The organism is Cellulomonas persica (assembly GCF_007989825.1).
Classification (GTDB): Bacteria; Actinomycetota; Actinomycetes; order Actinomycetales; family Cellulomonadaceae; genus Cellulomonas; species Cellulomonas persica.
Window position 1 is genome coordinate 41,371 of sequence record NZ_BJUA01000012.1, and the last position, 20,473, is coordinate 61,843.

Sequence of the window (20,473 nt, forward strand, 5' to 3'; positions counted from 1 at the left end):
TCCGGGGTGCAGGGGGTGCACGAACGCATGACGATCGTCGTCGAGGGCACGAGAGCGGACGCATCGCCGCAGGCGTCCCGGCTCGGGGGCCGACGTGGGCGGGCGCTCGCCGTCATGGCCGTGGTCGTCCTCGCGCTCGGCGCCCTGACCGCCTGGCTCTCCATCGGCTTGCGGCCGCACCTGTCGACCGGACCGACGTCGGACGTCGACCGCGAGGCGCTCGAGGACATCGACCCGATGGGCCTGCTCCAGACGTCGTACGTCGTCGACCCGAGCGACGGCACCTGGGACGGGCTCTGGTCGTTCTCCAACGAGGGTCCGGTGCCCATCACCGTCCGGGTCCATCCGTCGGGTCCCAGCCCCGTGATCCACGACTACGCCCTCGTGCCGCTCCCGCCGCCCGGCGTCGGCGACCCGCCGCACTGGGAGACCGTCGACTCGCTGACCGTGGAACCCGGTCGCGCGTTCGGCGTGAGCATCCGGTTCGGGATGGGCTGCGCCGACTACTCGGACGCCGCCCTCGGCCTCGATCGGATCGCGCTCGACGTCACCACGTGGGGCCTGACGCGCACCGTCGAGGCCGGCGGCGACTTCAAGGTCCTCGCGATGACCGAGGACGGGTACGTCGCCGGGCCGGACTGCAGGGGGACGCCATGACCACGCCGAGCGTGACCGGCTCCCTCGCGCCGCAGGACGAGCCAGCGACAGGTCAGGAGCCGCGCACCCCGGGGCGGCGGTGGCCGTGGTGGACCGCCGGTGGTGTCGTCGCGCTCGTCGTCGGCGCCTGGCTCGTCGTCGGGCTGAACCCGTCGCTGTCGTCGAGCTACACCGGGGCCGCAGATCCCGACGCGCTCGAGGAGCCCTTCGGGTTCGCTCTGTTCGGCCCCGACGAGTCGACGGTCGTCGACCCGCCCGACGGCACCTATGACGGCATGTGGAGCTTCCGCAACGACGGACGCGTGCCGGTCGACGTGCGGCTCGCTACCTTCGAGCCGAGCACGTACGAGTGGCGCGCGCACCTGTTCAGCCTGCCAGACGACGGCAGCGTGACCGACGAGGTCATCGCCCGCGCGGCCGACGTCCTGACGGTCGGTCCCGGCGAGTCGTTCGGCGTGCAGTTCGCGCTCGGGTTCGGGTGCGCCGAGTTCGCGGGAGGCAGCGGCACGGGGATCGACTCGTTGCGCCTCGACGTGACCACGCTCGGCCTCACCCGCACGGTCGACGTCCCGGGTGGCACCTCGGTCGCCATCATGACCGAGAAGTCGCATCACCCGTCCGCCGAGTGCGACGGCTCCTGATCAGGACTCACCGCGCGCATCCTGGCGCCTCGGAGTGCGGCGTGGCAGCGTGCTCGGGTCGGTCCGGTCACCCGACGAGGAGGTCCTGGTGAACGTCGTCGTCGCGCTGTTCCGGTTCTTCGTGGTCTACCTGGCGCTCATGGGCACGCGGGAGATCTGGCGGGACGGACAGGTCGAGGACCTGCTCTACTTCACCAACCAGTCGGGGATCCTGCTCGCGGTCGTGATGGCGTGGGCGGGCATCGCGTCGCTGCTGCGCAGGACGCAGCCGCCCGCGTGGTTCAAGGGCGGCGTGACGCTGTTCCTCGCGATCACCGGGCTCGTCGCGTACTTCGTCCTCGACCCCGAGGCGGCGGGCACGCCCGACCTGACGATCGGGCTCACGTCCGGGCAGATCGAGCACCAGCTCAACCCGGTGCTCGCGTTCCTCGACTTCCTGCTGCTCGACCCGCACCGTCGCACGCGCTGGCGGTACGCGTGGTGGTGGCTGACGTACCTGCTCGCGTACGTCACGTTCACGACGATCCGCGGCACGGTCTGGGACCTCGACTACCCGTACGGGTTCATCGACCTCGACGCCCACGGCTGGGGCGGGCTGCTGCTCAACGTCGTCATCTACGGCACCGGCTTCTACCTGCTGGGCCTGCTGATCGTCCTCATCGACAAGCGGATGCCGAAGCGCGCCCGGTTCGGCACGCCGGTCGCCGGGTCGTCCTGAACCGCTTCGGCGCCGGGTCAGGGCGCGAGATGCCCAGGCGGCTCCCAGGTTCGTCGCGTACCGTGCCGGGGGCGCCGCCTCTGCGGCTCTCTCCCCGACCCCCGGAGTCCACCGTGCAGTCGATCGTGCGCCGCACGACCACCCGCCGCCTCGCCGCCATCGCCCTCGCGGCGTCGCTCGCCCTCACGCTCACCGCGTGCGGCGACGACTCGGACGGCGGCGCGAGCCCCACCGCGACCGCCACCTCGACCGCTGAGGCCGACCCGACCGCGGCGGCCACGGCGAGCGCCGAGGACGTCGCCGCTCTCGAGAAGGTCAAGGTCGAGGGCGAGCCGGGCACCGAGCCGACGATCACGCTGCCGAGCACGCCGTTCTCGGTCTCGGCGGCCGTCGCGCGCGTCGCGACCGACGGCGACGGCGACGCGCTCGCCGCGGGCGACATCGTCGAGATCCAGCTGACCGCCGTGAACGGCGAGGACGGCAAGGCGCTCGGCAGCACCTACGCCGACGAGGCGACCGGCACGTGGACGATCAAGGACGACGGCAGCGGCATCCCCGCGCTCGACGACGTGCTGCTCACCTCCCACCTCGGCGCGCAGGTCGTGTTCGCCCTGACGTCCGACGACGTCACGCAGGTCTACGTCCTCGAGCCCATCGGGAAGATCGACACGCGTGCCGCGGGCACCGCGGTCGCTCCCGTGGAGGGCCTGCCCACCGTCACGCTCGCGGACGACGGCACCCCGACGGTCACCGCCGCCACGGGCGACGCCCCGACGGAGCTGACCGTGCAGCCGCTCATCGAGGGCACCGGCAAGACCGTCGAGGCCGGCGACAACGTCCTCGTGCAGTACTCGGGCGTCCTGTGGGACGGCACCCCGTTCGACTCGAGCTGGGAGCGCAGCGAGCCGTTCACGGTCAGCTCGATCGGTCAGGCGCAGGTCATCGACGGCTGGAACGAGGGCCTCGTCGGCCAGAAGGTCGGCAGCCAGGTGCTGCTCGTCGTCCCGCCGGACAAGGGCTACGGCGACCAGGAGAGCGGCTCCATCCCCGCCAACTCGACGCTGGTGTTCGTCGTCGACATCCTCTGGGCCTCCTGACCCCAGACGCACGGCCCACGCTCCACCCGACCGCACCCTCGGTCCCCAGGACTCTCGTCCTGACGGGACCGGGGGTGCGTCGTTAGGGTGGGCCGCAGGTCGCCGACGATCATCGTGGGAACCACCCTCGCACCCGCCCGGCGGCCGGGGAGACGAGCATGGACCAGGCAACGACGCCCAGGATCCGCACCGTGGCCCTGGTGGGCGCAGCCGGTGCGGGCAAGACGACGCTCACCGAAGCCCTCCTGCACCGCGCCGGCGTGATCGCCCGGCCGGGCAAGGTCGAGGACGGCTCCACCGTGAGCGACCACGAACCCGAGGAGATCGCGCGCGGGATCTCGCTGACACTTTCGTCGGCACCGTTCTCGTGGAAGGCCCCGGACGGGCTGGCCTACGACGTCACCGTGCTCGACACCCCCGGGTCCGCGGACTTCGCGGGCGCCGTGGACGCGGCGCTGGCCGTCGCGGACCTCGCGGTCGTCGTGGTCAGCGCGGTCGACGGCGTGCAGGCCGGCACGCACGTCGCGTGGCGGCTCGCGGCCGAGGCCGGGGTGCCGCGGCTCGTCGTCGTGACCAAGGAGGACAAGGCGCGCGCGGACTTCCACCACGTGCTCGAGGACCTGCGCGCGCAGCTCGGGGACGGGTTCGTGCCGCTCGAGCTGCCGCTCGGCGAGGAGCACGCGTTCCACGGGGTCGCGGACCTGCTGTCGCAGGAGGGGCTCGAGTACGAACCCGACGGCAAGCACCACACCACCGCGCTGCCCGACGACGTGGCCGACGAGGAGCACCGGCTGCACGACGAGGTCACCGAGGAGATCGTGTCGCACGACGACGACGCGCTCGAGCGGTACCTGGGCGGCGACGAGCCCAGCGCGGCCGAGCTCGAGCGGTCGCTCGCGCACGAGGTGCGCGACCTCGAGGCGTTCCCCGTGCTGGTCGCGTCCGGTGCCACGGGCGTCGGCGTCGACCGCCTGGCCGACCTCATCTGCGAGCTCGGTCCCGACCCGTCCGACCGGCCCGCGCGCGTGCGCGCCGGTGAGACGTCGGTCGAGGTGTCCGTCGACCCCGCCGGCCCGACGCTCGTGCACGCGTTCCGGACCGTCGCCGACCCGTTCGTCGGGCAGGTCACGCTCCTGCGCGTGCTGTCCGGGACGCTGCGCCCCGGCGACCGCCTGCTCAACACGACGACCCGCACCGAGGAGCGCATCCCCGGTCTGTTCCGCCTGCGCGGCAAGGAGCACCTGCCGCTCGACGCGGCGCCCGCGGGCCAGGTGGTGGCCGTCGCGAAGCTGACGGCCACGCCCAGCGGCTCGCTGCTGGCGGAGAGGTCCGGACCGGGCGCCGCGATGTCGGCGCCCGCGCTGCGTCCGCGGCCGCCCGTGTACGGGCTCGTCCTGTCGCCCGTGACGCAGTCCGACGACGACCGGCTGTCCGCGGCGCTCACGCGCCTGGTCGCCGAGGACCCGACGCTCGTCGTCGACCGTTCGTCGGACCGGACCGTGCTGCGCGGCCTGGGTGACACGCACCTGGCTGTGGCGCTCGAACGGCTGTCACGCGTGTTCGGCGTCAACGTCAGCACCTCGCCCGTGCCCGTGGCGTACCGGGAGACCATCCGGCGCAAGGTCGAGGCCGAGGGCAAGATCAAGAAGCAGTCCGGCGGGCACGGGCAGTTCGCGGTCGCGCAGCTGCGGGTCGGGCCCGCACCGCACGGCGCAGGGCTCGAGTTCGTGGACTCGGTGGTCGGTGGCGCGATCCCGCGCAACTACCTGTCCGCGGTCGAGAAGGGCGTCGTCGAGGCGATGGCGCACGGCGGGCCGCACGGGCACCCCGTGGTCGACCTGCGCGTCGAGGTGTACGACGGCAAGGCGCACTCGGTGGACTCCTCCGACATGGCGTTCCGCACCGCCGCGGCCAACGGGGTGCGCGAGGCGCTGGCGGCCGCCGGCACGGTCGTGCTCGAACCGATCGACCACGTGCGCGTGACCGTGCCCGCCTCCGCGCAGGGCGACGTCATGGGTGACCTGTCCGGCCGGCGCGGCCGCATCACGGCGACCACGTCTCTCGACGACGGGACCGTGGTGATCGAGGCGGACGTCCCGCAGTCCGAGCTCACGCGCTACGTGCTGGACCTGCGCTCGCTCACCGGCGGCCGGGCCGAGCTCGAGGTGTCCCCGGGCACGTACGAGATCTGCCCCGACCACCTGGTCCCGAGCTGACGGGACCCGCCCCACGACCCGCGGGCCGGGCGTGCGGTCCCCTCCGACCAGCACGCCCGGCCCGACGTCTCACTCGCTCGCGATCGCGTCGAGCGCGCGCATCCGCGCCGCCCTGATCGCGGGCCACAGCGCCGCGACGATCCCCACGACGACGGCCAGCACGACCATCGTCCCGAGCCCGCCCCACGGCACGACGAGCTGGTCGAGACCCTCGTCGGAGTACACGGTCGGCAGCACGGAGGCGAGCCCCACGCCGACGACGAGCCCCACCACCGTCCCGAACAGCGCCGTCAGCACCGACTCGACGGTCACCGTCCCGGCGAGCTGCATCCGACCGAGGCCGACGGCCCGCAGCAGCCCGATCTCCCGGGTCCGCTCGATCACCGACAGCGCGAGCGTGTTGACGATGCCCAGCACCGCGATGATCAGCGACAGCCCGAGCAGCGCGTACAGGATCACCAGGAGCTGGTCCACCTGGTCGGCCATCTGGTCGACGAACTCGTCACGGTCCTGCACGGACACGACCACGTAGGGCGCGACCGCCGCGGTGACCGCGGCACGCAGGTCCGTCTGCGAGACGCCGGGGGCGGCGTCGAGCGCGACCGTGTCGATCATCTGCGCCTCGCCGGGGGCGAGCGCGTCGAGCACCGACGGCGTCACGACCACGGCGGACCCGAGCACCTGGCTCTCGAACAACCCCGCGACACGCAGCTCGCGCGTCCCGACGGCCGTCGTGACGATCATCGTGTCGCCCACCGCCCAGTCCTCACCGGCGAAGTCGGTGTTGAGCAGCGCGGTGTCGTCGGCGAGGTCGTCGGTCGAGCCCGCACTCACGTCGACGAGCAGCGTCGAGCCCAGCACGCCCTGCTCAAGAGAGATGACGCCCCCCGCGTCCTGCGGGGTCGGCGCGACGCCCGACGAGGGCGAGACGCCCGCGGACGTGAACGCGATCTCGACGACCTTGCCCACCTCGGGCAGCTCGCGCACGTCCTCGACGGCGCCCTTCGGGATGACGAACGTCGCCGAGCGCAGGATCAGGTCCGCGTTCGTCGAGCTCTCCACGACGCTCGCGACCGACGCCGACGCGGACGCCGCGATCACGGACACGGCACCGACGAGCGCCATGCCGATCGTCAGCGCACCCGCGGTGTTCGCGGTGCGGCGCGGGTTGCGGATCACGTTGCCGCGCGCGAGCCGGCCGATGGGCTTGAGCAGCGCGACGAACGGCGCGGCCAGGAAGCGCATCGCGGTCCGGGCGAGCGTCGGCGAGGCGACGAGCACCCCGACGAGCACGAGCGTGGCACCCACCCCGAGCAGCGCGTCGGCCGTAGCCGACTCGTGCTTGAGCGCGGCGGCCACGACGCTCGCGGCACCCGCGACGAGCACCGCGGTGCCGAGCACGCCGCGCATCCGCAGCGAACGCTCGTGCACGGTGATGTCGCCGCGCATCGCCTCGACGGGCGCGACCAGCGCAGCCGTGCGCGCCGGGAACGCCGCCGCCACCGCCGAGACGATGGTCCCGAGCACGAGGCAGCCGACGACCGTCGTCGTGCTGAGCGGGATGTCCGAGGCGAGGTCCATGCCCATGCCCGAGAGCACGACCCGCAGCAGCTCCACGAGGCCGAGCCCGCCGAGCACGCCCAGGCCCGAGCCGACGAGCCCGACGAGGGCCGCCTGCCCGACGACCACCGTGAAGACCTGCGCGGGCGAGGCGCCCACGGCGCGCAACAGCGCGAACTCCCGCACGCGCTGCCGCACCGACATCGCGAACGTGTTGGCGATGATGAACGCGCCGACGAACAGCGCGATCACCGCGAAGATCAGCAGGAACGTCGTGATGAACCCGAGCATCTCGGCGATGTCGGACTGCACCGCCTCACGCAGGTCGGTGCCCGAGACGGCCGACGCCTCCGCGCCGTTGTCGAGCTGCGGCAGCGCCGCGGTGATCGCATCGACGAGCGCCTGCTCGGACACGCCCTGGTCGGCGTAGACGGAGATCGTCGAGACCGTGCCCTGGGGCGCGAACGCCGCCTGCGCGACGGCCGGGTCGAGCATGACGATCGTCGCGCCGGCCATCGGGCCGCCCGCGTCGACCGAGCCGACGACCGTGACCTGGCGGACCTCGCCGCCGATCACCAGGTTCGTCGCGTCGCCCAGCGCGAGACCGGAGGACTCGAGCGTCGCCGTCTCGAGCGCGACCTCGTCGGGACCCGACGGCATCTCACCCGACACGAGCGAGAGGCTCGGGTCGTCCTCGTAGAACGCGAGACCGAACGACGGCGCCTGCGTGGACTGCACGGCGGTGCCGTCGGCACCGACCAGGACGACCGTGCCGGACACGTCCGGCAGTGCGAGGCTCACGCCGTCCACGCCGGCGACCTCGTCGGCCAGCTCGACCGGCACGGGGTTGCGGGCCTCGCCGACGCCGAAGCCGCCGTCACCACCGGCGACCTCGGTCGCGCCGCGCACGTACGCGTCAGCCGGTGCCGACGCCTCGACGATCCCGTTGAAGGTGCTCGACATCATGGTGCGCAGGCTGAACGTGCCCGCGACGAACGCGACCCCGAGGGCCACCGCGAGGATCGAGAGCAGGAAGCGCACGGCGTGCGCGCGGACCCCGCGGAGCGTGACGCGCAGCATCACCGCACCTGCACAGAGGCGGCGGCACCGGCCACGTCGGCGCCGGTCTCGTCAGCGCGGGTCTCGTCAGCACGGGTCTCGTCAGCGCGGGTCTCGTCGGCGTCGGCCTCGACCCGACGCGTCAGGGCGCCGAGGCGCTCCAGCACCGTCTCGGGCGTGGGTGCGCGCAGCTCGTCGACGATCCGGCCGTCGGCGAGGAACAGCACACGGTCCGCGTACGAGGCCGCGGTCGGGTCGTGCGTGACCATGACGACCGACTGGCCGAGCTCGTCGACGCTGCGGCGCAGGAAGCCCAGCACGTCACGCGCGGACGTGGAGTCCAGGTTACCCGTCGGCTCGTCGGCGAAGACCACCGCGGGACGGGTCACGAGCGCGCGGGCGCACGCCACACGCTGCTGCTGGCCGCCGGAGAGCTCGGCGGGCTTGTGCGACAGGCGGTCCTGCAGACCGACCGCACGCACCACCGCGTCGAGGTGGTCCTTGTCGACCGAGCGCCGCGCGATGTCGAGCGGCAGCAGGATGTTCTCGAGCGCGGTGAGCGTCGGGACGAGGTTGAAGGCCTGGAAGACGAAGCCGAGGCGGTCGCGACGCAGCTTCGTCAGGGCGCGCTCGGACATCGAGGAGACGGTCTCGCCGTCGACCATGACGGTCCCGGCGGTCGGGCGGTCGAGGCCGGCCATGCAGTGCATGAGGGTCGACTTGCCCGAGCCCGACGGGCCCATGGTCGCGGTCAGCTGGCCGCGCTCGAAGTCGACGTCGATGCCCGCGAGCGCGTGCACCGCGGTGTCGCCGCGGCCGTAGGTCTTGACGAGGCCGCGCGCCGAGGCGATGACGGCGGCAGGGTCCGGGGTAGAGGTCGGCGTGTTCACGTCCTTGATCTTTGCCCTCGGGACCCCCGCAGCGCGATCGGGTTTCCCCCCGGATCTGACCCTGAAGATGGTGGGGTTCTCCTCAGGGTGCCCCCTGGTGGACGAACGTCCTGGTCAGGGGGCGAAACAATGATCTGACCCGGGCCGACCCCGGCAGGGGTGGGCGGGCCGCACTACGGTGGCGGCATGGCCCGGTACCTCGAGGTGCATCCGCACGACCCGCAGCCGCGGCTCGTCGCGCAGGCCGTGGCGGTGCTGCGTGAGGGCGGCGTCATCGCCTACCCCACGGACTCCTGCTACGCCTTGGGCACGACGATGGGCTCGCACGACGGCGCCGACCGCATCCGCCACCTGCGGCACCTCGACGACAAGCACCACTTCACGCTCGTGTGCGCGGACTTCGCGCAGCTCGGCCAGCTCGTGCACCTCGACAACGCCGCGTTCCGCGCGATCAAGGCCGCGACCCCCGGCCCGTACACGTTCATCCTGCAGGCGACGCCCGAGGTGCCGCGGCGGCTCGCGCACGCCAAGAAGCGCTCCGTCGGCGTGCGCATCCCGGACCACCCCGTCACCGCCGCGATCGTGCGGGAGCTCGGCGAGCCGATCCTGTCGTCGTCGCTGCTCATGCCCGGTCACGACTGGCCCATGACCGAGGGCTGGCAGATCCGTGAGGAGCTCGACCACGAGCTCGACGCGGTCGTCGACGCGGGCGACTGCGGCACCACCCCGACGACCGTCGTCGACTGGACGTCCGGCGCACCCGAGGTCGTCCGTGAGGGTGCGGGAGACCCCGACAGGTTCCGGTGAGCGCGCCCCCGCCCCTGCCCGGGACGACGATCCCGCCCGGCGACCCGGACGCCGCGCGCTCCCCCGCGCTCGCCTCGCTCGACGCGGACGTCGTCGTCTGCCGGCGCTGCCCGCGGCTCGTCGCCTGGCGCGAGCAGGTGGGCCGCGAGCGCCGCGCCGCGTTCCGCGACGAGACGTACTGGGCGCGGCCCGTCCCCGGCTTCGGCGACGCCGAGGCGCGCATCCTCGTCGTCGGCCTCGCCCCCGCCGCGCACGGCGCCAACCGCACCGGGCGCATGTTCACCGGCGACCGCTCGGGCGACTTCCTGTTCGCCGCGATGCACCGCGTGGGCCTCGCGAACCAGCCGACGTCCACCCACGCCGACGACGGGCTGCGCCTCACCGGCATCCGCGCGACCGCCCCGGTGCGCTGCGCCCCGCCCGCCAACAAGCCCACGCCCGACGAGCGCCGCGCGTGCGCCCCGTTCCTCGCACGCGAGATCGAGATCGTCGACCCGCGCGTCGCGGTGGTGCTCGGTGCCTTCGGCTGGGCCGCGCTGCTCGACACCCTGCGCGACCTGGGGTGGGACGTCCCGCGGCCCGCGCCGCGGTTCGGGCACGGTGCCGAGACCGTCGTGCACCGCGGCGGACGCACCCTGACCCTGCTCGGGTGCTTCCACGTCAGCCAGCAGAACACCTTCACCGGACGCCTGACCCCCCAGATGCTCGACGACGTGCTGCGCCGCGCCCAGGTCCTCGCGCGCTCTTGAGCCCACCGCACTCGTCCCGCGGGCTGCGTGGTGCGGCGCCGGTGGTGGGCGTCGGTGGTGCGCGTGTCGGTGCTGCGGTGCACGCTGGGCGCCATGGAGATCTCGTTCGTCGCAGGCTTCGGCCCCATCACGCGTGACGCCGGCGCGCGCGCCTTCTGGTCGGCGGGCGGGCTGGGCATCCCCCTCGACGAACCCGCACCCGGGTACCTCACCAACGACTCGCTCGACGGCGTCAAGGCCTTCGCGCTGTGGCCGCTCGACCAGGCCGCCGAGTCGACCTTCGGCACGTCGCAGTGGCCCGACTCCCGCCCCGTGCCGCAGGCGTGGGTCGAGTTCGACGTCGCGTCGCACGAGGCGGTCGCCGAGGCCGCGGCCGAGCTCGTCGGGCTGGGTCACGAGCTGCTCCGCGAGGCGCACCTCGAGCCGTGGGGGCAGACCACCGCGCGGCTGCAGAGCCCGGAGGGCCTGCTCGTCGGGATCTCGCACACGCCCTGGATGCACAAGGCTTCCGCCGACGACGCAGACGACGAGACCGGCGACGACTCCGCCGAGGCCGCCCTCTCCCCCGGCCAGACCAGCTGACGACGACCGCCCGACCAGGCCGGCACAGCCACCGGCCGGGCACCGCTCTCGGCCCGGCAGGAGCGGTGCCCGACAGGAGCGGTGCCCGGCAGGCACGCTCACGCGTCGCGCAGGACCTCCGCGACGAACCGCGCGGACCGCTCGCGCAGCCCCGCGACGCGTGCGGCGAGGATCTGCTCGCGACGCCCCTCGGCGTCGTCGCCCGCCTCCGTGCGCGTCAGCGGACGCCGCACGTTGCGCGAGCACAGGAAGTGCGTGCAGATCAGCGTGCCGACGGTGTTGCCGCGACGGCCGGACGCGCCTGCTCGTCGTGCCACGTACAGGCTCACGTCGTCCGTCACGACGACGTCCTCGCACCACGCGCACACCGCATTGCGGCGGATGCGCTCCTTGGCGTCGGTCGAGCGCAGCAGCACGCCCGTGGGCGTGCCGTCGACGGGGACGACCGCGTACGCCACGAGCGGCGCCTTGCGGTCGCGCCAGCCGAGGTAGTCGAGGCGGTCCCAGTCGAGGGTGTCGAGCGCGGGGAGCACGGCCTGCGTGGCCTCGCGGCGGCTGGCGTTCACGAACGAGCTGCGGATCTGCTTCTCGGTCAGGGGTTCCATGGGTCAGGGTCTCCGGGGTGTGTTCGAGGTGCCACCGCACGCCGATCTCGGTCGTGCCTGCGCACGACGCGTCGGCGGCGTCGGCCGCCGGGTCGGGCTGCGGTGGTCGGGTCGAGTGCTGGACCTGCGTCGTCGGACCACTGAGCGTGCGTCCGTCGTCGACCGCGAGCGGCCGTCACACAGGACGCCTGTGCCTCGTCGATCCCGTGCTCGGCTGAGCCGCGCCTGTGGCGCGACGCCGACGAGGACCGGTACCGCGAAGGCTCTCGCTCGAGACCACGCTCGGACGAGAGATCAGACCCACCCAGACCAGCCCGGTCGGGCGGGCGATGAGACCCCGTGGAGATCAGGGGCGGTCGCCCTCGACTCGGGTGAGACGGGCTCGGTGAGATGAGGCTCGGTGGAGGTCAGACGCGGGGAGACGCGAGGCCTGAGCAGGCCGCAGCGGCCACCCCACAACCTGCGACGCCGTGCATCCGCGCTCTCCTCGTCGGTCCGCAGCCGACCACACCCCGTGCCCGACCGACGCCCCTCGGGCGCCCGGCTGCCCTGAGCAGCCAGCGTCCATTCTGCCCCACCCGCGCACCCTCTTATCCGGCCGGCCGGCCAGGAGCAGCGCGACTCGATCGTCAGGGTCGGTGCGGAGGGGGCGGGCGTCAGCACGGAGCGAGCACGTGGGGCGGTCGCGGGAATCGTGTCGGCGGTCGTCCCGTTGGGCCTGGCATGACGTTGACTGGCGAGTACGTCCCCAGCACCTCGGCCCAGACCCGCGACCAGGTCGAGCTCTACGAGTCCAGCGGGGGCACGAAGGGCACGACGATGCGCGGCCGCCCCGTCGTGATCCTGACGACCGTGGGTGCGTCGTCGGGCAAGCTGCGCAAGGCCGCGCTGATGCGCGTCGAGCACGAGGGCGAGTACGCGATCGTCGCGTCGCTGGGCGGCGCACCGCAGCACCCGTCCTGGTACCACAACGTCGTCGCGCACCCGCTCGTCGACCTGCAGGACGGTGCGACGAAGCGCAGCTACGTGGCCCACGAGGCGACCGGCGCCGAGCGAGACGAGTGGTGGGCCCGCGCGGTCGAGACCTGGCCGGACTACGACGAGTACACGAAGCGCACCACGCGCCAGATCCCGCTCTTCGTCCTCACCCCCACCGACTGACCCCACCGGACGCCCCAGGTGCCGGCCGCTGTCAGCCCAGGAGGAGGTGCCAGCCGCCGACGCCGATGACGCCGGCCAGGATCGGCGCGGCGACGGGGACCCAGCCGTAGTGCCAGTCCGAGCTGCCCTTGTGCTTGAGCGGGAGCAGCGCGTGGACGATGCGCGGTCCGAGGTCACGAGCGGGGTTGAGGGCCGGGCCCGTCGGGCCGCCCAGGCCCGCGACCAGGCCCCAGACCAGGAACCCGAGCGCGAGGTGCGCGAGGCCGGGCTCGTTCGTCGTGAGCGGTGAGTGCGTGATCGCCAGCGCGCACGAGAACAGCACGACCGAGCCGAGCAGCTCGTTCGAGAACCCGTTGAGTCGCGACCGTGCCGCGTTCACTGTCGAGAAGGTCGCCAGGATGTCGTCGGGGTCCTCGGTGAGGTCGTAGTACGGCTTGTGGGTCGCGACGATCGCGACCTGGCCGGCCATCGCGCCGAGCAGCTGGGCGACGACGTACGGCGCGACCTGCGACCACGGGAACAGACCCCACGTCGCGAGCCCGATCGTGAACGCGGGGTTGATGTGGTTCCCACTGATCCCGCCGAACATGAGCGCGGGGATCATCACACCGAACCCGTACCCCATGGCGATGAGGGACCACCCGCCGCGGTATCCCTTCGACCCCTTGAGGTGGACGTTCGCGACGGTGCCGTTGCCGAGGATGATCAGGATCGCGGTGCCGATGAACTCGCAGGCCAGCCGCGTCGGGAGGTCGAAGGACGGGTCCATGCCGCCCACTGTGGCAGCCACCGCTCGCCCGACCCGTGCACGCCACGCCCATGGGCAGGCTCACGTCCCGACGCGCGTCGGCCGCCGAGCCGCGACCCGACCCCAGCCCCGCCCTCCCCGGCGCCTTCCCCAGCGTGGTCGGCGGACCACCCCCGACCGTCCCCCGACGACGACGCTGGGTCGCGGTCCGGGTCGCGGTCCGGGTCGCGGTCCGGGACGGAAAGGGACGGGCAGAAGCGGAGCGGACGTGGGCCGGAGCGTGTGAGGGGGCGGGGCGAGAGGTCGGGGGCGAGAGGTCGGGGTGCGGCGGCGGGGGCGTGAGGGGTGGGCCTGGTGGGTGGCGTGGGCGGTGGTGCTCGTCGTCGGGCTCGTCGCGGGGCTGGGCGGTCCGGTGCTGCTGCGTGAGCGGGCGAGCGCGCGATACCCGGTCACCGCGGGAGACCTGGCGGCGGGCCGGGCGGCGCTCGCTGCGCTCGTCGTCGTCGAACCGAGCGCGTCGGCGACGTACGAGCGCGAGCAGTTCGGGGCGGCGTGGGCGGATGTCGACCGCAACGGGTGCGACACGCGCAACGACGTGCTGCGCCGCGACCTGGCCCCGGCGACGCTCGACGTCGACGGCTGCACGGTGCTCACCGGCGTGCTCGCCGACCCGTACACGGGCGAGCGCATCGCGTTCGCCCGTGGCGAGGACTCGGCGCTCGTGCAGATCGATCACGTGGTGGCCCTCGCCGACGCGTGGGCCCGCGGCGCCGCGGGCTGGGACCTGCGTGAGCGCGAGCAGTTCGCGAACGACCCTGCGAACCTGCTCGCGGTCGACGGGCAGGCCAACCAGGACAAGGGCGCGTCGGCCGCCTCCGACTGGCTCCCGCCCGACCCGGGCTTCGCGTGCGTGTACGCCTTGCGACAGGTCCGCGTGAAGGCCGCCTACGCGCTCACGGTCACGGCCGACGAGCGCGCGGCCCTCGACTCGGCGCTCGGCACGTGCGCCACGACCTGAGCGTCCCGGTGCGCTCAGGGGGTCGCGGTCGCCGCCGGGACCGGGACGTCGGTGCCCGAGGCCGTGACGCGCACGCCGTCGCTCTGCACGACCGCGTCGGTGAGCACCAGACCCTCGGGCAGGTCCTCGATCGGCACCTCGAGGTCCTGCAGGCGCGACGCGGCGTCGCCCGGCAGCGCGTCCACGTCGACCCGGACGCCCCCGACGCTCACGCTCTGCACGTCGACGAACAGGTGTCCCTCCTCGACGCGCGGCGTGAGCTCACCGGCGAGGTCGAGCCCGAGCACCTGCCCGCTCAGCCGCAGCGCGTCGTCGGCGACCTCGACCGCGAGCTCGAGCGAGGAGCGCTCGACGACGGCCTCCTGCAGCGATGCCGTCGGGATCGTCGCGTGCACCACGACCTCGTCGGCCCGGTACGGCGTGCTCGTCGAGATCCCGCGCGCGGTGATCGCCAGGTCGGTCATCGCGATCCCGCCGAGCGTCGCGCCGTCGACGGTCGCGTCGAGCCGGTCGAGCTCACCGGTCGCGAGCTGCGGGAGGAACGGGAACCCCCCGACGTCCACCACGGGGGTGCCGACGACGTCGTCGACGTTCTCGACGATCGCGTCGGACACCGTCTGCCGCGTCCGCTCGGCCGCGACCACGTCTGCGACGACCAGCCCGATCAGCACGACGACCAGCAGGGTGAAGCCGACCACCAGGCCGGTCCGTCGTCGATGCGTCGCCATGCGCAGACACGCTAGGTGAGGCGCCGCATGCGCGCCCGCGCAGGCCGGTCCGAGCCCAGCCCGGCGCCGCACCGCGCAACGGACGGCGGCGGCCGTGTTCGCCCAGGTCACGCCGCTCGCCACGGCACGCATCGCCGACCACTCAGGCGTGACTGCACCGTGACCGAAATGTGTGGCGAGCGTCACGTCCCGCGCCTAGCCTGGTGGTGAGTTCTGGACGAGGGACGCCCGATGACGTGGGTTCTGATGCTGGTGGTCAGCGCCGTGCTGCCGGCGCTTCTCTTCGGGATGGTGCTCGCGCTCTTCCCCGGTGAGGAGGAGACGCCGCGATGGCGCGCTGCGCTCGCACGGCGTCTCGAACGCTGGGCGCAGGCGGTGCGGCGTGAACCGCCCGTGACGACCGACCCGTTCGACGCCCTCTGGGTGCAGGACCGGCTGACCAAGGTCGCCGACCACGTGCGTCGGCTGGAGGGCGACACCCGCGGCTACGCCCGCGCCGAGCGGATCATCGCCTCGCAGCTCGCCTACGACCAGCTGCTCGCCAAGGCGTGCAACCTCGCGGGCGTCCAGGTGGTGCCGAGCCCGCTGGGCGACCCCGCGGAGCGGTTCCGCGAGGAGGTCGAGCTCGCCGAGCGCGGCTGGTCCTGGTGACGACCACCACGTGACCGGCTAGACCGAGCCGCGCGACGGTGGTACACCGCACCGGCACCGCGTGGCCGTCGCGCGCGGGCCGCGTGAGCCTCAGCCCGCGCGCACGGTCAGCGTGCTCGGACCGGCGGGCGTCCGACGGACCTCGATGCGGTCGGCGATGGTCTGCTTGAGCGCGTCGACGTGCGAGACGACCCCGACGACACGGCCGCCGGCACGCAGGCGGTCGAGCTCGCCGAGCACCTGGTCCAGCGTGTGCGCGTCGAGCGTGCCGAACCCCTCGTCGACGAACAGCGTGCCCAGGTCGATGCCGCCGGCCTCGGCCGTCACGACGTCCGCGAGCCCGAGCGCGAGGCACAGCGACACGTAGAACGTCTCGCCGCCCGACAGCGTGCGCGGGTCGCGCGCCTGCTCGGTGTGGTGGTCGAGCACGCGCATGGCCAGGCCGGTGCGCCGCGAGCTGACGTCCTCCTTGCGGTCGCTGCGCGTGAGCTCGTAGCGACCGTCGGACATCCCGACGAGCCGCGCGTTGGCCGCGGCGACGACGTCCTCGAAGCGGCGGACCAGCACGTACGTCGACAGCGAGAGCCCGTGGCCGTTGTCGGTCCCCGTCCCGCTCGCGAGCCCGGCGATCCGCAGCACCGGGGCGGCGTCGCCGAGCCGACGCGCGTGCTCCTCGACCGACTCGACCACCGACCGGGCCGCCTCCTGCGCAGCCCCGGCGCGCGAGACGGCCACGCCCGCGCGGCCCGCCGCGGTGCGCGACTGGTCGGCGGCGTCGCGCTCGGCCGCGACGGCGGCGGCCACGTCCGGGGCGACCGCCTCGCCGTCGACGACCTCGAGCGTCGCCAGCAGCGGCTCGCCGTCGAGCTCGCGCAGCCCGGTACGCGTCCGGTCGAGTGCGGTGTCGTGCTCGCGTGCCGCGCGCTCGAGCGCGAGCGCGTCGGCGTCGGGCAGGTCCGCCACGCGTGCGGCCGCCGCGTCGAGGAAACCGTGCTCGGTGAGGGCCTCGTCGAGCTCCGACGCGCGTCGCTGCAGGTCCAGCCCCGCGGCGACCGCGTCGTCGACGGCGCTGCGCAGGTCCGCGGCGACGGTGGCCCGCTCGACGAGCTCGGCGTGCCGGGCGGCGACGGTCGGGTGGTCGCCGCAGGCGCGCGCGACCTCGGCCTCCGCCTCGTTGAGCGCGTCTGCCCGCGCGTCGACCAGCATCGCGGCCTTCTCACGCGCGGTGTGCGCGACCGCGCGCTCCCGACGGCGCTGCTCGGTCGCGGCCGCGTGCGCGTCGATCTGCGCGCGCAGCCGCGTCACGTCGGCACCCGCCGCGCGCGCCGCCGTGAGCCGACGCTCCGCCTCGACGAGCTCGTGCCCCGCGTCGGCTGCCGTGACCCCGCCGGTCGCGTCGCGCGCGACCCCGACCTCGGACTCCAGGCCCGCGAGCACCTCACGCGCCCGGGTCAGCGCCGCCTCGGCACGCTGCCGTGTCTGCTCGGCGAGCGCGACCTCGTCCGCCGTGACGTGGTCGGCGTCGAGCGCGGCCGGTGCCGGGTGCTCGACGCTCCCGCACACGGGACAGCCCTCGCCGGGAACCAGTCCGGCCGCGAGCTCTCCGGCGAGCCCGGCGATCCGCGCGGCGCGCGCCGCCGCCTCACGCTCGACCGCGAGGAGGGCAACCTGCGCCGCCTGCTCGACGTCCGCCGCGGCGTGGTCCCGCCGCTCCAGCAGCGCCCCGAGCTGCACATGGGCCTCGACGCACTGCTTCGCGGCGCGCAGCGCGACCGCGAGCTCGGCCTCGTCCGCGGCCACGGCACGCGCGGCCTCGAGCGCCGACGTGAGCGCCGCGGCCTCGCCGGGTCGCGAGTCGAGCCACGCGTCGTGCGCGGCGAGCTCGGTCTCGTGGTTCTCGACCGCACCGCGCGCCCGGGTCAGCTCGAGTCGCAAGCTCTGCAGCGACGCCTCGACCCGCACCGCGTGCTCGAGGGCCGCGGCGGCACGCAGGGCGTCGTCGTGCGCGCCGACGAGCTCGGCACGTGCCGCCTCGCCGAGCCCGACCCACGCGTCGGGCCCGTCGGCGGGGTCCGGCAGCGCGACCAGCTCCGCGAGATCCGTAGGGGCGACGTCCCGCGCGGCTGCGAGCCCCTTGGCCGCCGCGTCCAGCGCGACCGTGGCGTCCTCGACCGCGCGCAGCTGCGGGCGCACGGCACGAGCGGCGCGCGCACGCAGCAGCCGGACCTGCCGGTCCGCGTGCGCCTGCGCCGCGTCCTCGAGCGTGGTGAGCTCGCCGCGCAGCCGGTCGCGCGTCGCGAGCAGGCGCGCCGTGCGCTGCGCGACCTCGGCGGCCGAGCTCGCTGCGGCGTGCGTGGCGGCGGCCGCATCGGCGTGAGCGCGCGCCAGCCGCGCGTCCTCGGCGAGCGCACCGAGCGGTCCGGCGAGCGCGGCCTCGACGTCGGGGGCGGCACCGCGCCCGACGAGCGCCGCGCCGACGGCCTCGTGCACGGGTGCGAGCGCGGTCTCGTCGAGCCCGGCGGCGCCCGCCAGGTGCGCCACGCGCTCCTCGACGGTCCGCCGCGTCGCCTCGGTCGCGCGGTCCGCCTCGCGGCGCATCTCGACGAGCCGCGCCTGCATGCGCTGGTAGACCTCCGTGCCGAAGATCTTCTGGAGCAGTGCGGGCCGCTCCTTCTCGGGGTCCGCACGCAGGAAGCGCGCGAACTCGCCCTGCGGCAGCACGATGGTCTGGACGAACTGCTCACGGTCCAGGCCCACGATGCGCTGGATCTCCGCACCTGCCTCGTCGAGACGCGGAGAGATCATCTCGCCCGCCGGCTCGTCGTCGGGCCCCACGCCACCGTCGGCGGCCAGCCGCCACAGCCGCACGGACGCCTGCTGCCGGACCGTGCCCGTGCCGCGCTTCTTGGCGCGGTCGAACGCGGGCGTGCGGCGCACGCGGAACCGCCCGGCCCCGACCTCGAACGTCAGGTCGACGAACGACTCCGTCTCGTCGTCGGCGTACGCCGAGCGCACCCGGTCGCCGCTGGACTCGGCCGAGGCGACCTTGCCGTACAGCGCGAACACCACGGCGTCGATCACGGTCGACTTGCCCGCGCCCGTGGGGCCCTCCAGCAGGAACAGCCCGGACGCGCCGAGCTCGGCGAAGTCGATCGTGTGACGGCCCGCGAACGGGCCGATCGCCTGGAGCGTGAGGGAGACGAGCTGCATCAGGCGCTCCGCTCCGCTGCCGCGGCGTGCTCGTACGCGGCGCGCAGCACCGCGAGCTCGTCGTCGTCCGGGGGCGATCCCGCGACGTGCGCCACGAAGTCGCACGCGACCTCGACGGGGTCGGCAGCGGACGTGACGGCGCGCAGCGTCGGCCCGGTCGCCGTCTCGGGCGGGCGGTGCTGCACGACGAGCGCGTGCGGCAGCCGGGCGCGCACGCGCGCGTACAGGTCCTGCGGCCGACGCTCGTCGGTCACGACGACCCGCACCCAGTCGTCGACGTGCGCCTCACCTGCCGCGCCGAGGACCTCCTCGAGCGTGCCGGTGACGTCCGCGAGCCGTCGCGGCACGGGCGCGGGCACGAGCTCGGTCCGCACGTCGTCGCCCGACAGGTCGACGAGCACCGACGACTTCGCGTGCCGCTGCTCGGAGAACGAGTACGCCAGGGGCGAGCCGCTGTACCGCATCGTCGTGCCGGCCGGGCCGGTGACGACCTGCGGACCGTGCAGGTGGCCGAGCGCGACGTAGTCCACACCGCCCAGCACGTCCGACGGCACGTGGTCGACCCCGCCGACCCGGATGTCCCGCTCGGACTCGCTCGCCACTCCCCCGATCACGAACGCGTGCGCCGCGACCACCGACCGCACCCGCCGGGCGCTCGAGCGCTCGGTGAGGTCGGCGCGCACCCGGGCCATCGCCGCGGCGGTCACGGCCTCGTGCGAGCGGGCGAGCGCGGGCGCGCCCGGCTCGACGAGCTGCGTGCGGACCGTGTCCGGGTCGAGGTACGGCAGGCCGTACACGAGAAGCTCGCGGCCCTCGGCGTCCGTGACCTCGACCGGCCGGTCGAGCCCCGCGACGCGTGTCCGCAGCGCCACCCGCTCGCGCATGAGCGCCGCGCCGAACCCGAGCCGCGTCGCGGAGTCGTGGTTGCCGGACGTGAGCACGACCGTCGTGAGCTCCGCGAGCCGCGCGAGCGTGTCGGACAGGAGCGTGACCGCCTCGACGGGTGGGATCGCGCGGTCGTACACGTCCCCCGCGACGACGACCGCGTCGACCTGCTCGGAGCGCACCACGTCGACCAGGTGGTCCAGGTACGCCGCCTGGTGGTCGAGCAGGTCGACCCCGTGCAGCGTCCGGCCCAGGTGCCAGTCGGAGGTGTGCAGCATCCGCATGCGGTGGACGGTATCCGCCGCGTCCGACACGACCGGGAACCGACAGGCGGCGGGCGGGACGCCCGTGCGCCTGCACCAAGTCTTCACGATTTCTCATCCCCCAGGGGGACCCCACGCGACCTGCGCAGACGCCAGGGTTGCTCCCAGTGCGACGGGAGACCCGGCCGACCCGGCGGGGCGTCGCACCTGATGACAGGGGGGTATCTC

18 protein-coding genes are annotated in these 20,473 nt (G+C 74.1%); 11 read left to right on the plus strand and 7 right to left on the minus strand.

The annotated features are described in order from the left end of the window. Positions 1-15 precede the first annotated feature (15 nt). From CPE01_RS12415 to CPE01_RS12435, 5 genes are all read left to right on the plus strand, one after another. A complete protein-coding gene (locus CPE01_RS12415; protein ID WP_146807135.1) occupies positions 16-657 on the plus strand; it encodes a hypothetical protein in 642 nt (213 codons plus the stop codon). After that, complete coding sequence (locus CPE01_RS12420; protein ID WP_146807136.1) at positions 654-1,298, plus strand: hypothetical protein; 645 nt, start codon at positions 654-656, stop codon at positions 1,296-1,298. The genes CPE01_RS12415 and CPE01_RS12420 overlap by 4 nt, the downstream gene beginning before the upstream one ends. 88 nt (positions 1,299-1,386) lie before the next feature. Further along, a complete protein-coding gene (locus CPE01_RS12425; RefSeq protein ID WP_146807137.1) occupies positions 1,387-2,016 on the plus strand; it encodes a Pr6Pr family membrane protein in 630 nt (209 codons plus the stop codon). Between the two features lie 113 nt (positions 2,017-2,129). After that, the gene (locus CPE01_RS12430; protein ID WP_246783914.1) at positions 2,130-3,113 is read left to right on the plus strand and encodes an FKBP-type peptidyl-prolyl cis-trans isomerase; all 984 of its coding nucleotides are present in this window, start codon (positions 2,130-2,132) and stop codon (positions 3,111-3,113) included. Between the two features lie 158 nt (positions 3,114-3,271). Then, positions 3,272-5,329, plus strand: a complete 2,058-nt coding sequence (locus tag CPE01_RS12435; protein WP_146807138.1) for an elongation factor G — start codon at positions 3,272-3,274, stop codon at positions 5,327-5,329. Between the two features lie 69 nt (positions 5,330-5,398). On the opposite strand, the gene CPE01_RS12440 is transcribed toward CPE01_RS12435, so the two are convergent. Both CPE01_RS12440 and CPE01_RS12445 read right to left on the minus strand, forming a co-directional pair. Then, positions 5,399-7,969 (minus strand): ABC transporter permease, encoded by a 2,571-nt coding sequence (locus tag CPE01_RS12440; RefSeq protein ID WP_146807139.1) that lies wholly within the window; start codon positions 7,967-7,969, stop codon positions 5,399-5,401. Further along, a complete protein-coding gene (locus CPE01_RS12445) occupies positions 7,969-8,838 on the minus strand; it encodes an ABC transporter ATP-binding protein (RefSeq protein ID WP_246783915.1) in 870 nt (289 codons plus the stop codon). Before CPE01_RS12445 ends, CPE01_RS12440 begins: the two co-directional genes overlap by 1 nt. 186 nt (positions 8,839-9,024) lie before the next feature. Here CPE01_RS12445 and CPE01_RS12450 point away from each other — a divergent pair, with 186 nt between their 5' ends. The 3 genes from CPE01_RS12450 to CPE01_RS12460 all read left to right on the plus strand — a co-directional run bounded on the left by CPE01_RS12450 (position 9,025) and on the right by CPE01_RS12460 (position 10,976). Beyond that, the gene (locus CPE01_RS12450; protein ID WP_146807140.1) at positions 9,025-9,645 is read left to right on the plus strand and encodes an L-threonylcarbamoyladenylate synthase; all 621 of its coding nucleotides are present in this window, start codon (positions 9,025-9,027) and stop codon (positions 9,643-9,645) included. Continuing rightward, positions 9,642-10,394, plus strand: a complete 753-nt coding sequence (locus tag CPE01_RS12455) for a uracil-DNA glycosylase (protein ID WP_246783916.1) — start codon at positions 9,642-9,644, stop codon at positions 10,392-10,394. The genes CPE01_RS12450 and CPE01_RS12455 overlap by 4 nt, the downstream gene beginning before the upstream one ends. 93 nt (positions 10,395-10,487) lie before the next feature. Next, positions 10,488-10,976, plus strand: coding sequence for a glyoxalase (locus CPE01_RS12460; RefSeq protein WP_222592921.1), 489 nt, complete (start codon positions 10,488-10,490; stop codon positions 10,974-10,976). Positions 10,977-11,074: 98 nt separating this feature from the next. Here the strand turns inward: CPE01_RS12460 and CPE01_RS12465 are convergent, their stop codons facing one another. Continuing rightward, positions 11,075-11,581 carry an FBP domain-containing protein gene (locus tag CPE01_RS12465; protein WP_146807141.1) on the minus strand — a complete coding sequence of 169 codons (507 nt, stop codon included), beginning with the start codon at positions 11,579-11,581 and terminating at the stop codon, positions 11,075-11,077. A 723-nt stretch (positions 11,582-12,304) separates the two neighbouring features. Here CPE01_RS12465 and CPE01_RS12470 point away from each other — a divergent pair. Further along, the gene (locus CPE01_RS12470) at positions 12,305-12,742 is read left to right on the plus strand and encodes a nitroreductase family deazaflavin-dependent oxidoreductase (RefSeq protein ID WP_146807142.1); all 438 of its coding nucleotides are present in this window, start codon (positions 12,305-12,307) and stop codon (positions 12,740-12,742) included. 31 nt (positions 12,743-12,773) lie between these two features. On the opposite strand, the gene CPE01_RS12475 is transcribed toward CPE01_RS12470, so the two are convergent. Then, positions 12,774-13,511, minus strand: a complete 738-nt coding sequence (locus CPE01_RS12475) for an MIP/aquaporin family protein (RefSeq protein WP_146807143.1) — start codon at positions 13,509-13,511, stop codon at positions 12,774-12,776. Between the two features lie 337 nt (positions 13,512-13,848). Here CPE01_RS12475 and CPE01_RS12480 point away from each other — a divergent pair, with 337 nt between their 5' ends. Beyond that, positions 13,849-14,508, plus strand: a complete 660-nt coding sequence (locus tag CPE01_RS12480) for an HNH endonuclease family protein (protein WP_246783917.1) — start codon at positions 13,849-13,851, stop codon at positions 14,506-14,508. A gap of 14 nt (positions 14,509-14,522) precedes the next feature. On the opposite strand, the gene CPE01_RS12485 is transcribed toward CPE01_RS12480, so the two are convergent. Next, a complete protein-coding gene (locus CPE01_RS12485; RefSeq protein ID WP_246783918.1) occupies positions 14,523-15,236 on the minus strand; it encodes an LmeA family phospholipid-binding protein in 714 nt (237 codons plus the stop codon). Positions 15,237-15,467: 231 nt separating this feature from the next. Here CPE01_RS12485 and CPE01_RS12490 point away from each other — a divergent pair, with 231 nt between their 5' ends. Further along, positions 15,468-15,887: a hypothetical protein gene (locus CPE01_RS12490; protein ID WP_146807145.1), complete on the plus strand. Its 420-nt coding sequence runs from the start codon at positions 15,468-15,470 to the stop codon at positions 15,885-15,887. A 90-nt stretch (positions 15,888-15,977) separates the two neighbouring features. On the opposite strand, the gene CPE01_RS12495 is transcribed toward CPE01_RS12490, so the two are convergent. Together CPE01_RS12495 and CPE01_RS12500 are read right to left on the minus strand one after the other, a co-directional pair. Then, complete coding sequence (locus CPE01_RS12495) at positions 15,978-19,097, minus strand: AAA family ATPase (RefSeq protein WP_146807146.1); 3,120 nt, start codon at positions 19,095-19,097, stop codon at positions 15,978-15,980. Further along, positions 19,097-20,266, minus strand: a complete 1,170-nt coding sequence (locus CPE01_RS12500) for an exonuclease SbcCD subunit D (protein ID WP_146807147.1) — start codon at positions 20,264-20,266, stop codon at positions 19,097-19,099. Before CPE01_RS12500 ends, CPE01_RS12495 begins: the two co-directional genes overlap by 1 nt. Between the last annotated feature and the right edge of the window lie 207 nt (positions 20,267-20,473).